This window comes from Clostridioides sp. ES-S-0005-03 (assembly GCF_020658455.1).
Lineage (GTDB): Bacteria > Bacillota > Clostridia > Peptostreptococcales > Peptostreptococcaceae > Clostridioides.
Map to the genome: position 1 here is coordinate 1139103 of NZ_JACVWI010000001.1, position 13305 is coordinate 1152407.

Below are 13305 nucleotides of genomic sequence, written 5' to 3' on the forward strand. Positions count from 1 at the left end.
ACTTATACATAATTAAATACTATATTAATAAACTTTCCCAGTCAAAGGTTTTATTCAAAATATACAATTCAAATTTATTAATATAAAAAACTTATATTTTCAGTACCAATCAAACATAAAAAACCCAAAAGTAAATAATAAATTTTATTTATATATATAAGTATAACAGATTATTAAATTAAAATTCTAATATTTAAGATAATATACTCATTTTATAATCAATAAATATCAATATTTGAAATAGCCATAAATTTATTTCAAAAACTATTTTTGAGTTTATCCATATGTTATAATAAATGTATAAAATTTTGATTGGTGGGTTATATATGAATGCATTTATTAGAAAACGAAACAAGAATTATGTAGTTTATCTTGAATTTACAGATGAAGATACTGGAAAAAGAAAACAAAAGAACATGGGTATTTTTGATAAAAAAAGAGATGCGAGCAAAAGGTTAAATGAAGTAAAGGAAAGTCTGTATAAAGATGGCTTTTTAATTCCAAACGAAATCACTGTCTCAGAATTTCTATTAGATTTTTTAAAAAAGTACAGTGAAAATATATCATTAGCTACATACAACAATTATGTTAGTATTTGTAAGAATTATATTAATCCCTCTATTGGTAAATATAAAATACAGGATTTACATCCAATTCATATACAGAACTACATTGATAAACTATCTCATAAATTGAATCCTCAATCAATTAAGATTCATATAAATATATTGAAACTTGCAATAAAAAGAGCATATAGACTCAAATTAGTAAAAGAAAATATTATGGATAATATAGAAGCTCCAAGATATAAAAAATTTAAAAATGAAATTTATGACAAAGAACAAATGATAAAATTGTTGAAATTGTCAAAAAATACATATATGGAATTACCTATTAATTTAGCAGTTGGTTTAGGTCTTAGAATTTCAGAAGTTTTAGGTTTGACTTGGGATAATATTGATTTTGAAGAGAATACAATAACTGTAAATAAGATAACAGCTCGAATTAATGGCTCTGTAATTCTTAAAGAACCAAAGACTGAAAGCTCTATTAGAAAAGTATCTGCTCCAAAGGAATTAATCTTTTTACTAAAGGAATATAAGATAAAACAAAATAAAAACTTATTAAAGTCTTCTATTAGAAATAGTCATGACTTGTTATTTTTCAATAAAAAATGTGAACCTATTGCTGAAGATGTTATGAGTAAAAAATTCAAAAGATTTTTAGAAAAGAATGACTTGCCACACATTAGATTTCATGATTTAAGACATTCACATGTTACTTTACTTATAAATTCTAAGGTACCTATAAAAGTTATCTCAGAAAGAGTTGGTCATTCAAATATAAATACAACCTTAAATGTTTATTCCCATGTTCTAAAAGAAATGGATAAAGAAGCATCTGACAAAATTTCTGAGAACTTATTTAATGCCAACTAATATTACATTTTTTAATTATAACTACTCTAGCCTTTATCATCTATAAAATTAATTTTTACTACTAATAAAATTAAAGTTAAATTAATATTCAAATTTAATTTTATAATAGAAGAGTTAAAATATATTTATTACAAAATAGTTTTAGCGTTATAAACTTAATTTATTTTCTCAAGATGTTGATGAAATTTTTATGGAAGCACGTGACACAACAGTTAAAATCATTTGTAGCTTAGGTGGTATTGTTACTAGTAAAGCAGAAGATTTTTATGATGAAAAAGTAACGCCTATAACCTTACAAAAAATACATTATCATAAAAGAGAATGTCTATAGACTTATGAAATTATATTATATAACTTCTTCTTATTATGTCTCCAAACATTATTGTAATTTGACACAATGTAAACAATCAATTTTGATTTGGAGACATGTACTTTTTATAATAAAAATCCATACATCTTTCTATCCGTAGTTCTGTTTGAGTTATCTCTACAACCCTATTTACTACAATATATATACTAAATAAAAAACCTCCTAATATTTGATTAAATACCTAGATACTTCTATAGCGTATTCTCAAACATTAAAAGGTTTTTATTCTAATAATTATAATTAGTAAAAATAATATTTAAACTAACAATTATTTATCTTTCCCATACATTTTAGCTAATTGGTCTTGTATATCTTTACTTTCTAAATACTCATCAAAGTCCATCTTTCTATCCATTATTCCATTTGGAGTTATCTCTATAATTCTATTTGCTATAGTAGATATAAACTCATGGTCATGAGAAGTAAATAAAAGCACCCCAGGGAATTTTTCAAGTCCTTTGTTAACAGAAGTTATACTTTCTAAGTCTAAGTGGTTAGTAGGGTCATCTAACACAAGTACATTTGCATTTGAAAGCATTAGCTTACTAAGCATACATCTAACTTTTTCTCCTCCAGATATAACTTGAGCTTCTTTTAAAGCTTCTTCTCCAGAGAATAACATTCTACCTAAAAATCCTCTTATAAAACTCTCACTTTTTTCTTCAGAAAACTGTCTAAGCCAGTCAACTAGAGAATACTCTACTCCATCAAAAAACTTATTATGGTTTTTTGGAAGATAATCTTGAGAAGTAGTTACTCCCCATTTATATTCTCCACTATCTGGTTCAAGTTCTCCCATAACTATATTTAAAAGTGCAGTAGTAGCTATTTCATCACCCATAAATACTACTTTGTCATCTCTATCCAATCTAAATGAAACATTATCAAGTACTTTAACTCCATCTATAGTTTTAGTTAAATTGTGTACTTCTAAAACTTCATTACCAATTTCCCTAGCAGGTGTAAATCCTACATATGGATATCTTCTTCTTGATGGTTGTATATCTTCAATTTCTAATTTGTCTAATTGTTTCTTTCTAGATGTAGCTTGTTTAGCTTTTGAAGCATTAGAACTAAATCTAGCTATGAATTCCTTTAATTGAGCTATCTTTTCCTCAGTCTTTTTGTTTTGGTCTTTAGCAAGTTGTAATGCTAATTGACTTGATTCATACCAGAAGTCGTAGTTTCCAACATACATCTGTATTTTACCAAAGTCAACATCAACTATATTAGTACATATTTGATTTAAGAAATGTCTATCATGTGATACTATTATAACTATAGACTCTTCTAAATCCATTATAAAATTATTTAACCAATTTATTGATTTAAAATCCAAGTGGTTTGTAGGCTCATCCATTAATAGTATTTCAGGTTTTCCAAAAAGTGATTGTGCTAATAACACTTTAACCTTCTCTCCACCAACTAATTCTTTCATTTGTTTGTAATGCATATCCTTAGTTATACCAAGACCCATAAGTATTTTTTCAGCGTTAGTTTCTGCATCCCATCCATCAAGTTCTGCAAACTCACCTTCAAGTTCAGCAGCTTTTATTCCATCTTCTTCGCTGAAATCTTCTTTCATATATAAAGCATCTTTTTCATGCATTATACTCCAAAGTCTTTCATGACCTCTTATAACAACATTTAAAACAGTTTCTTCCTCATATTCGAAGTGGTCCTGTTTTAAAACTGACATTCTTTCTTTATCAGTTATAGACACATTCCCTGTATTTGGTTCTATTTCTCCTGATAATATTTTTAAAAAAGTAGATTTTCCCGCACCATTAGCTCCTATTATTCCATAGCAATTTCCTTTAGTGAATTTTAAGTTAACATCTTTAAATAGTTCCTTATCACCAAATCTAAGTCCAACACCTGTAACTTGTAACATTAATGTATTTTCCTTTCTTTTTGTTCATAATTTATTTTATCATAAAATTTTGATAACATTTTTATTCTCACGTAAACAGCATATTTTTTATACCAAATTCGTGAAATATTTATTAAAATTGTATTAAAGATTGTAAGTTTCATAAAAATTAACAATCTATTATATTATACTTATAAAAAAATCAAATTGCAACTTTATTAATTCTTTTACACACTCTAAATACTTTATTTGAATCTTTAAACTGTTTTAGCTATTAGTAAAAATATATTTTCTGTATAATTAATACTTAAAAAGAGTACCTAAGTTTGTAAGTACTCTATTTTTATGGTTTTATATTTTAGCAAAATTACATGCAGGGTAAGTACATACATCACAGTTCATACAAAGACCACCATGACCATATTTAGCTATATCATATTTGTCAAGTTTTTCATCTATTAAAATCCTAGATAGAACTATATCAAACACTGTAGTTTTATGATACATTGCACACCCTGGTATACCCATAATTGGGACTTCTCCATAGTAAGCAAGTAAAAACATTGCTCCTGGTAATATTGGTGACCCATATGTAACTAAATCAGCTCCAGTCTCTTTTATAGCTGTTGGTGTGACATCATCTGGGTCTACACTCATTCCACCAGTACAACAGATAAGTTCTGCTCCTTGACTTATAAATTCTTTTATTGCATTTTTTATGATATCCTTATCATCTGGACATATAGTTTGACCTATAACTTCACATCCAAACCCCTTTACTTTTTCTTCTATTACTGGTCCAAACTTATCAACAATTCTACTGTAAAACACTTCATTACCAGTGGTAACAATTCCTACTTTTTTAGGTTTAAAAGGTATCACATTGACTATCTTTCTGTTATCAACTACTTTTTTTGCCTCTTCTAGTTTTTTCTCATCTATAACTAAAGGTATGACTCTTGTTCCAGCTACTTTCAACCCTTTATTTACTACAAAATTATTATGAAGAGTTGCCATCATTATTTCGCCAACACAATTTAAATCAAAAAGTGCATCGACATCTATTTTTAAAAGCCCATCACATGCTGCTATAAAATCTATCTTTCCTTCTTTTATTTCACTGAAATCTAAATTTTCTCCAGCAGTTAATTCTTTTAAAAATAAAGCTCCTTCATTTTCATGAATCATTCCCTCTGATTTTTCCCATACATATAAGTTGTCTTTACCAAGAGATAATAAAACTGGAATGTCTTCTTCTTTTACTACATGTCCCTTTTTAAATTTTCTTCCTTTAAATTCTCCTGGTATTATTTGAGTAATGTCATGACATAAAACTTGTCCAACAGCATCTATAGTTTTTATTAATTTCATAATTTGCCCCCTATTCTTTCATAATCCACTTTTGTATCAATATCTAATAACATTTTTTCGGGAACTTCTACGTATTTTATTTTTGATGAATTTTTTAAAATAGTTTTCCCTTTTTCATCTTCTTTAAGTGCCAACAATTCCTTTTTTTTGCTAAATGGAAATACAACTGGATTTCCACATACATCTTTGCATCTTGGAATTACTATAAAATCTCTATCTAATTTAAAAGTATTTATAATTTTATCTATATATAAATCATCAATAAATGGTTGGTCTCCCACAAAAAACATATATCCATCACATTTTGAGCTATTTAAAATTCCCAATTTTATGGATTCACTCTGACCTATATTTGCATCTTTATTATCTACATATTTAAAGCCATATTTATTGCACAATGCTAAAACTTCTTTATATTGACTTACAACTACAACTTGATGAAAATTAATTTTACTAACTGCTTTAAGTACACGTTCTATTATAGAACATCCATCATATTCCAGTAAAAGTTTATTTTCTCCCATTCTTCTGGCAAATCCTGACGCCATTATTACTGCATTTATCATATATATCATTCCTTAACATTTATAATGTATTGATATTGTTATGATTTTATAGTATCTTTATTGATATTATCTATATATATAATATCACATAAATTATTTTAATACTTCAATATCTTATACAAAAATTTTGTTTTATACTTCCATAAAATATGTCTATTTCACTTTCATGCTCTTTAATAATTTTAATTAAATTTATAGCTAAACTTTCATACATTTCATTTTCGACTTTATTAATAAATAATATTTTTTTACCATGATAATTTTTAAACAATCCTTTTGGATTTAATACTACATTTTTTAAATTATCAAGATTTACTGTAGAATTATCATTTATATTACGCATATTTAAATTAGTTATTTTTTTAAATTCATCTAACCTATGTATATTTTCTTCATTAATATCCATTCCAAATGAAGTTATATCTAATATACCTATAGTTTTTGTAGTTTTACAATATACTACTGGTTCTCCATCATTCCAACCTTTAAGTTTTTTTCTCTTTGAACCATCACCTTCTATCAATACCAAATCAAATTTGTCTATCATTTTTTCTAAATCAGATAACTTGATTCCTACTATTTTATTTTCATTATTTATACAGCTTCCACATACTGTTACTCCATGACAAATAGATGGAATAGAAGTTCCATCTATTGTCATAAATATATTGTCATAGTCTTTTTCATCAGGTAAATATATTTTAGTAGTTGTTGTAAGTAAAACTTTTAGCTTATCTCTATAAAAATTCGCAAAGTATTTTATAAATGAAGTTTTTCCTCCTGCTCCAACTACAGTTATTATTTCATTTGCTCCTATCATATCTGATAATTTCACACTTTCACCTCTCATAAATATTTCTTTTAAATATCCTAAATTTGATTTATTTGAAATTTATAATTTAACTGTTTTAGTAAAAGTGATTTTTGAAATTCTATAAACTAAAAAGTAAATAGATTCTGTTGTAAACAACAAGGCGGATCCAATTCGCCGCTAAGCTGTAAGCTTATACGCTATCAGTTTATCTTTTAATTATTATTAAGATATTCTTATTCTTTGTGGTTGCTTTAACATCTGAGGATTATTCTGCAAGTAAGATAAATCAACTATTTGTGATTTTTTTAATATATTAAGACTTGCATTTACATCCGCATTTATAATCATACCCATACTAGATTTATATTGACCACGTGTTATTCTTTCTCCCTTAAATTTGTGTTTCTGTACATCATCCAAATTAATATCAGGAAGGTAATCATTGGCAAAAAAATCTGATTTACTAGTATAACTTTCTTCTTGTCTAATGAAATTAATATTTTTTATTTTACATAGATACTCTAGTTTTCCTTTTATCTCTCCAAAAGGAATTCTTATAAAATTTCTATATATTTTCTTTTCCATATTATCACTTTTTTCTAACTTAGCATTATATCCTACAATCAAATTGCCAATATTATTTTTTACACAGTAGTCAATTATGTAAAAGCAAGTTTTATTTACATAGTCTTTAACCTGATTATTTCTTTTATTCCATACTTTAAATTGTTTTCTTGTAATTAAACTTATATTCTTTTTTAATTTTAAAGCCTCTATTTTATCATTTTGCTTATTTGCCCATTGGTTCACAGACTTAAGCCTTCTTCCATCTATAATAAAACTATCACCTAAGTTGGTAGTACAAGTACATAAGTTTTCTAAACCTAAATCTATTGCCAGTGCATTTTTTTTATTTGAAACTTCCTCTGATTTCGGTATTTCATAACAATACTGAATTTCAAAGAACCTAGCCTTATGTTTAGGTATTATTCTTATTTCCTTAACTTTTTTGTCTAATATATTATTTGGAACTTTTATACTCACCTTTCCATACATTTTTTTAAATACGGGAGACATAGGCACATTTAAAATTCCATCCTCTTTAATTCTTATTTGTCCTATTATTATACTAAAAAATCCTTCTTTATCTAAATACTTAGGTGATTTTATTCCTCTAAAATCATACTTGCCTTCTTTAGCTAATTTAATTAAACCAAAAAATGACCTAAATGAACTATCAACTTCTTTTAGTATTTGTTGTGCTACATTACTATTGAGTAGTTTATAGTTTTCATTTTCTTTACATACGTGATAATTGGCTTCATAATTAAGATGCTCCCCTTGATTAAAGTAGTGTTGTCTGACATTATATGTACCAACATTATACAAGTTCTTTGCTAAAAAGCACATCTCTCGCAAAGCCTGATATTCTTTCTTAGTTAAATTTTTTAATTGTTGTCTCTGAGTCCCATAATGTATGTTTTTTGTTCTATTTGGCATAAACTCACCTCCTTTAACTCCTACTCTATTAGACATTATATATGGTATTTTTATAAAGCACCATATATAATGTCTATTAAATTACTTTATTTTGCAAAATAACTTAAATTTATACTTTTATAGTATATCATTTATTAAATTTATTTGTTGTTGTTTTTCATCCCCATGTACACTTTTTCAAAAGTTATAGGAAGCTCTCTTATACGAACTCCAGTAGCATTAAAAATTGCATTTGCAATTGCTGGTGCTGGCGTATGTATAACTATTTCTCCTAAAGATTTAGCTCCATAAGGCCCTCCTGGGTCAAAATTATCAGCAAAATCTACTAATATATTTCCTACTTCTTTTTTTGTAGGAACCTTATACTGCAAGAAACTGTCTGTCAATAACTTTCCATCTTTATCAAATTTAGGGTCTTCATACATTGCAAACCCTATCCCCATCATTACTCCACCTTCTACTTGTATTCTCGCTAATGTTGGATTTATAACCGTACCACAGTCAGGTACACATGCAAAATTTATTACCTTATATTCTCCTGTATTTTTATCTAGTTCTATTTCAGCAAATCCTGCTATAAATGGTTTTATTCTTTTTAACATACCAAATGATTCTGTTGCTTCTAAAACAACTGGTACATCGTCACTTGAAAACCCTATACCTCCAACTGACTCTCTTCCTAATTCCTCTAATAACACAAATTTACTCTCATCATTCTTAACAAAAACTCTATCTTTACTTAACTCTAAATCCTCTTTTTTAGACTCTAGTTTTGATTCTGCTACTGAAAGTATTATTTCTTTTAATTTATTTGCTGTTTTTATTGTTGCATTTCCTGTAACTGTTGTAGTACAAGAAGCAAACGCACCTGTATCATATGGACATAGGTCTGAATCACCTGTATAAACAGATATTCTATCTACAGTCGTATTTAAAGTCTCTGCAGCAATTTGTGCTTGAATTGTATCAGCACCTTGACCTAAATCAGCAAGACCAGATAATAACTTATATGTCCCATCTTCGTCCATTCGTATAGTCACTGTTGCCATATCTACACGTGGTATACCAGAACCATGATTTGCCACTGCCATTCCTACTGCTCTTACCTTGTTATTACCTATATCTTTACATGGGTATTTATCATCCCAATTAATTAATTTTTTCCCTTTTTCTATACACTGTTTTAATTCACAGCTTAGAATTTCTTCTTCTGCTGCTTTTCCATTAGTGTACCTATCTATTATGTTTTTAACTCTAAATTCAAGAGGATCTATACCAATCTTATTGGCTAATTCATCAATAGCACTATCTATTGCAAATATGCCTTGTGTAGCTCCATAACCTCTAAGTGCACCTGCTGGTAATCTATTAGTATATACTGTTCTAGCATCAAATCTAACAGCATCAATATCATTATATATTGGTAATGTATTATGACCTGATTCTGAAGAAACAGAAACTCCATTACCACCATAGGCACCTGTATTATTTAGTGACTTTAATTCTATCGCCTTTAAATTTCCTTCTTTGTCTGCACCTACTCTAACATCAAAAAACATTTCATGCCTACTATTAGAACCTACAAAGGTTTCACTTCTTGTAAAGACAAATTTTGCTGGTCTTCCAGTTTTCATAGTCACAAATGCAGTAAATATATCGGTTGCTGCTATATTCTTTCCTCCAAATCCACCACCTATTCTAGGCTTTATCACCCTTATTTTAGAAGAAGGAATCCCCAATACTTTTCTAAGTATTCTCTTTACATTGTGTGGTGATTGTAATGATGACACAACAACAATCCTATCATTTATATCTTTATATGCATATGACCTATGAGTTTCCATCATACAATGTGATTGACTTTGAGTCTTATATGATGCTTCTACCACAAATTCACTTTCTTTAAGCTTAGCCTCAACATCACCAAACTCGAAAAACTCTTTTGATACTATATTATTTTTTGCATCTAATCCAAAAGGATACGGTTCTACTATATCTTGTTCTGGATGTATAATAACTTCATTTCCTTCTGCTTCTTTTGCATTAAATACAGGCTTTAAAATCTCATACTCTACTTTTATCATTTTTAAAGCTTTAAGTGCAGTTTTTTCATCTTCTGCTGCTACTAATGCTACCTCATCTCCAACAAATCTAACTGTATCCTCAAGTAAAACTCTATCATAAGGAGATGCTTCTGGTTCTGTTTGACCTGGAACACAATATCTAACTTGTGGTACATCTTTATAGGTATAAATTCCTACAACTCCTGGAATTTTTTCAGCTTTTGACGTGTCTATATTCTTTATTTTGGCATGTGCATGTGGACTTCTAAGAAGTTTAAGAGTCAAAACATCTTTATGCATAATAAGGTCTTCAGTATATAGTGGCTTTCCTGTCACAATTGCTGTACTATCTATCTTTCTTATCCCCTTATTAATCATTATTTATTACCTCCCTCAATAGCACTATACATCCTCTTAAGCAGTGCACTTGCCATATCTATTCTATATTCTTTACTTGCCCTCATATTACTTCCATAAATTAATTCTTTACCTACAATAATAGATGCTTTATCTATATCCTTTTCTTTGCTCAATATTTGACTTGCTTCAAGTGCTAATTTAGCTCTTTGAGGCCTTGCTCCAATTGCTATTTTATAAGTATCATTTTCTTTTAACATAGCTGAATTTAATATAGCAAAATCTCCTGTACACTTTCTTATTGAATCAAATACAGCTACTGCATCTTTCTTAGGAAGTATTACCTCAATTAATATATCTTTATTTAATTCACTATCCAAAAACTCATTTAACTCTAATATTCCACTATTGTATAACCTTACCTTCGCACCAACAACTAAAAGTGCTGTAATCAAGTCAGAAAAACCATACTTTGAAAATACACTAGCTCCAATTCTTGCACCTTGTCTAAATTGAACACCAACTATATTAGAAACAGCACTTGAGACTATTCCACTACAATAATTTTTAATAGTTTTGTTTATTTCTAAACTTCTCAAAGATGTATCTGCTCCTATTAGTATATTTTTTTCATCCTCTTTTATATAGTCTAGATTTACATCCTTTAAATCTATGGCTGTTCCTATGTTTTTATTGCTTAATTTTATAAATCCGCAACCACCTAAAATAACATTATTTTTTTTAGAAATCAAAATTTTATATGCTTCTTCTAGGCTTTGTGGAACAGAATATTCTTTTATAGTAACCATCTTATCCCCCTTATATTATATTTATTAAAACTTGAAACCTACTAAGTACTTTGCTTTATTTTTATAAATATATAGTAAACTTAATTTAATTCTATTAGTTTTTTACTCTATATATTTTCCTTTTTATTTTTATTGTCCTTACCTTTTGAAAATTTTATCATATATAAACCTTGAACTATTATAGCAACCATAGCTCCTGAAACTACACTTGAATCTGCAAGTAGTGTTTCTATAAATTTTGGAGATTTTTCAAGAACCTGAGGAACTACCATAAATCCTATCCCAGTTGCCATAGAAAGACCTAATATCATACTATTTTCTTGATTAAAACCATCCATACTAACAAGTCTTAATCCAGATGTTGTAAGAGTTGAAAATATTACGAGTGTTGCTCCTCCAACCACACAAGGAGGTATTGTTCTGATTAAATTAGCTAATAAAGGTGATACTCCCGCCAGAAATAATCCAATGCCTCCAATAGCTAGTACAAATTTACTTATAATTTTTGTATTAGAAACGATTGCAGAATTCTGACCAAACATTCCCATTGGAGTAGCAGAAAATAATGCTCCTATTGTAGATAATACTCCATTTCCTAAAACAGCAGAAGAAAGTTCTTCATCTGTAACTTGTCTATTAAGTCCTCCTACTGTAGAAAGTGTACATGCTCCCATAATATCAGCTATTTCAACCAAATATATTATTGAAAACATTACTACAACCTCAAGCTTTATATCCAATCCAAAAGCAAGTGGTTTTGGAAGTGCAACCAAAGTAAACTCTTGAATTGAAGAAAAATTTACTATTCCCAAAATTAGTGATAAAATATATCCAAAAACTATGCTAACTAATATTGATGCATCTTTAAACAATCCTTTTCCATATTTATTTAATCCTAATATCATAAGTGATACAGCTATTCCAACTATAAAATTAATTGGTTGTCCAAATGTCTCATTACCCATACCTCCAGCTAAGTTTTTTATAGCTATTGGAAAAAGTCCAAGACCCATACATGCAACTATAGTACCAGATACGACTGGGGTAAATATAAACCTTATTTTTTTAAGACCAAAACCAATTATGATTATCACTATACCAGCGACTATTTGAGAGCCAAATAAGACAGGTAATCCATACTTGCCTGCAACAGAAACTCCAGCTCCTATAAACATTGCTGTAGCTCCCATTATAACTGGTATTCCTCCTCCCAATTTAAAACCTTTAAATAGTGGTATTGGATATAATTGTAACAAAGTTGATAATCCTGCAAAAATTAAAGCAGCTTGAATTAATAGTGTAGACATTTTATGATTAAGTCCAGCCGCATTTGCAACTAGTATCGCTGGTAAACAGCTACCTATTACCATTGCCATTAAGTGTTGTAACCCCAAAGGTATTGCTTCCTTTAGTGGTGGTATTCCGTCTAATTCAAATTTTGATGTACTTTTTGCTTTCATAATAAAAACTCCCGTTACATAAAACTTATTGAATTATATAAATACTTAAAAATTTAATATATTAAATTAAATGACTTTTATAAATCTTACTATACTCAGTAATACATTTAAGTTTTTATACTTAAAAATCACGTACAACAAATTTAATTATTAACAATTAAATTTATTCTATTATTTTGTATATGTTCTATAGTGCTTTACAAATATAAGAGTATTGTAGCTATGGACTTTAAAATTTTTTACAACAATTCTAATCCAATCTAAATCTTTCAATCTTAATCATTATAAGTTATAAGTTTTCATAAGTATTTATATCTTGTAAGTTTTAAACATTTACCTATAAACGCTACTTTATAGATGCCACTTTAATCTTAAGTGACCTCATACTTTCATATGAGCGTAGACTATTTCTTCATCTTCAGCATTACCTGTTAAGAGCAACCCGTTTCCACTATCAATAGCTTATAGTGTACTCTCTTTCGAGATAGTCGTTTGACCTTCCTATTTCTAGGCTTGGCGACCAAATGTCCATTGTAAAGTACTTAGGCTCTCACCATATACCATCCTTGCTATTATTTCTGGTTTTCACCACATTCATAAAAGTTTCTTTCTATCTTTTATTGTAGTTGCAAGGCTTTAGGATTTACTGGTTTTAAAGTTGTGTCCTACATAAATTTCTTTAT

General features: G+C 28.2%; 10 protein-coding genes. 2 read left to right on the forward strand and 8 right to left on the reverse strand.

Translation table 11 applies throughout. The annotated features are described in order from the left end of the window. Positions 1-326: 326 nt before the first annotated feature. Both IC218_RS05510 and IC218_RS05515 read left to right on the forward strand, forming a co-directional pair. Positions 327-1439 carry a tyrosine-type recombinase/integrase gene (locus tag IC218_RS05510; RefSeq protein ID WP_227823983.1) on the forward strand — a complete coding sequence of 371 codons (1113 nt, stop codon included), beginning with the start codon at positions 327-329 and terminating at the stop codon, positions 1437-1439. 190 nt (positions 1440-1629) lie between these two features. Next, entirely contained in the window at positions 1630-1770 is a 141-nt protein-coding gene (locus IC218_RS05515; protein ID WP_227434994.1) for a hypothetical protein, read from the forward strand. 307 nt (positions 1771-2077) lie between these two features. Here the strand turns inward: IC218_RS05515 and IC218_RS05520 are convergent, their stop codons facing one another. The 8 genes from IC218_RS05520 to IC218_RS05555 all read right to left on the reverse strand — a co-directional run bounded on the left by IC218_RS05520 (position 2078) and on the right by IC218_RS05555 (position 12622). Next, positions 2078-3703, reverse strand: coding sequence for an ABC-F family ATP-binding cassette domain-containing protein (locus IC218_RS05520; RefSeq protein ID WP_227823984.1), 1626 nt, complete (start codon positions 3701-3703; stop codon positions 2078-2080). Between the two features lie 330 nt (positions 3704-4033). Beyond that, the gene (locus IC218_RS05525) at positions 4034-5053 is read right to left on the reverse strand and encodes a molybdopterin-binding protein (RefSeq protein WP_227482584.1); all 1020 of its coding nucleotides are present in this window, start codon (positions 5051-5053) and stop codon (positions 4034-4036) included. After that, on the reverse strand, positions 5050-5619 hold the full coding sequence (gene mocA, locus IC218_RS05530) for a molybdenum cofactor cytidylyltransferase (RefSeq protein ID WP_227823985.1): 570 nt from the start codon (positions 5617-5619) through the stop codon (positions 5050-5052). Before mocA ends, IC218_RS05525 begins: the two co-directional genes overlap by 4 nt. Positions 5620-5725: 106 nt before the next feature. Continuing rightward, on the reverse strand, positions 5726-6454 hold the full coding sequence (gene yqeC / locus IC218_RS05535; protein WP_227823986.1) for a selenium cofactor biosynthesis protein YqeC: 729 nt from the start codon (positions 6452-6454) through the stop codon (positions 5726-5728). 201 nt (positions 6455-6655) lie between these two features. Continuing rightward, the gene (locus IC218_RS05540; protein WP_227434986.1) at positions 6656-7933 is read right to left on the reverse strand and encodes an RNA-guided endonuclease InsQ/TnpB family protein; all 1278 of its coding nucleotides are present in this window, start codon (positions 7931-7933) and stop codon (positions 6656-6658) included. A gap of 140 nt (positions 7934-8073) precedes the next feature. Continuing rightward, on the reverse strand, positions 8074-10374 hold the full coding sequence (locus tag IC218_RS05545) for a xanthine dehydrogenase family protein molybdopterin-binding subunit (RefSeq protein WP_227482580.1): 2301 nt from the start codon (positions 10372-10374) through the stop codon (positions 8074-8076). Next, positions 10374-11162 carry an FAD binding domain-containing protein gene (locus IC218_RS05550; protein ID WP_227823987.1) on the reverse strand — a complete coding sequence of 263 codons (789 nt, stop codon included), beginning with the start codon at positions 11160-11162 and terminating at the stop codon, positions 10374-10376. The genes IC218_RS05545 and IC218_RS05550 overlap by 1 nt, the downstream gene beginning before the upstream one ends. Before the next feature lie 107 nt (positions 11163-11269). After that, positions 11270-12622, reverse strand: a complete 1353-nt coding sequence (locus IC218_RS05555) for a uracil-xanthine permease family protein (protein WP_227823988.1) — start codon at positions 12620-12622, stop codon at positions 11270-11272. Between the last annotated feature and the right edge of the window lie 683 nt (positions 12623-13305).

Excerpts from the sequence above, each read along its gene's own strand:
- IC218_RS05510 (WP_227823983.1), top strand. The coding sequence starts at position 327 with ATGAATGCATTTATTAGAAAACGAAACAAGAATTATGTAGTTTATCTT.
- IC218_RS05515 (WP_227434994.1), top strand. The coding sequence starts at position 1,630 with ATGGAAGCACGTGACACAACAGTTAAAATCATTTGTAGCTTAGGTGGT.
- IC218_RS05520 (WP_227823984.1), bottom strand. The coding sequence starts at position 3,703 with ATGTTACAAGTTACAGGTGTTGGACTTAGATTTGGTGATAAGGAACTA.
- IC218_RS05525 (WP_227482584.1), bottom strand. The coding sequence starts at position 5,053 with ATGAAATTAATAAAAACTATAGATGCTGTTGGACAAGTTTTATGTCAT.
- mocA (WP_227823985.1), bottom strand. The coding sequence starts at position 5,619 with ATGATAAATGCAGTAATAATGGCGTCAGGATTTGCCAGAAGAATGGGA.
- IC218_RS05540 (WP_227434986.1), bottom strand. The coding sequence starts at position 7,933 with ATGCCAAATAGAACAAAAAACATACATTATGGGACTCAGAGACAACAA.
- IC218_RS05545 (WP_227482580.1), bottom strand. The coding sequence starts at position 10,374 with ATGATTAATAAGGGGATAAGAAAGATAGATAGTACAGCAATTGTGACA.
- IC218_RS05550 (WP_227823987.1), bottom strand. The coding sequence starts at position 11,162 with ATGGTTACTATAAAAGAATATTCTGTTCCACAAAGCCTAGAAGAAGCA.
- IC218_RS05555 (WP_227823988.1), bottom strand. The coding sequence starts at position 12,622 with ATGAAAGCAAAAAGTACATCAAAATTTGAATTAGACGGAATACCACCA.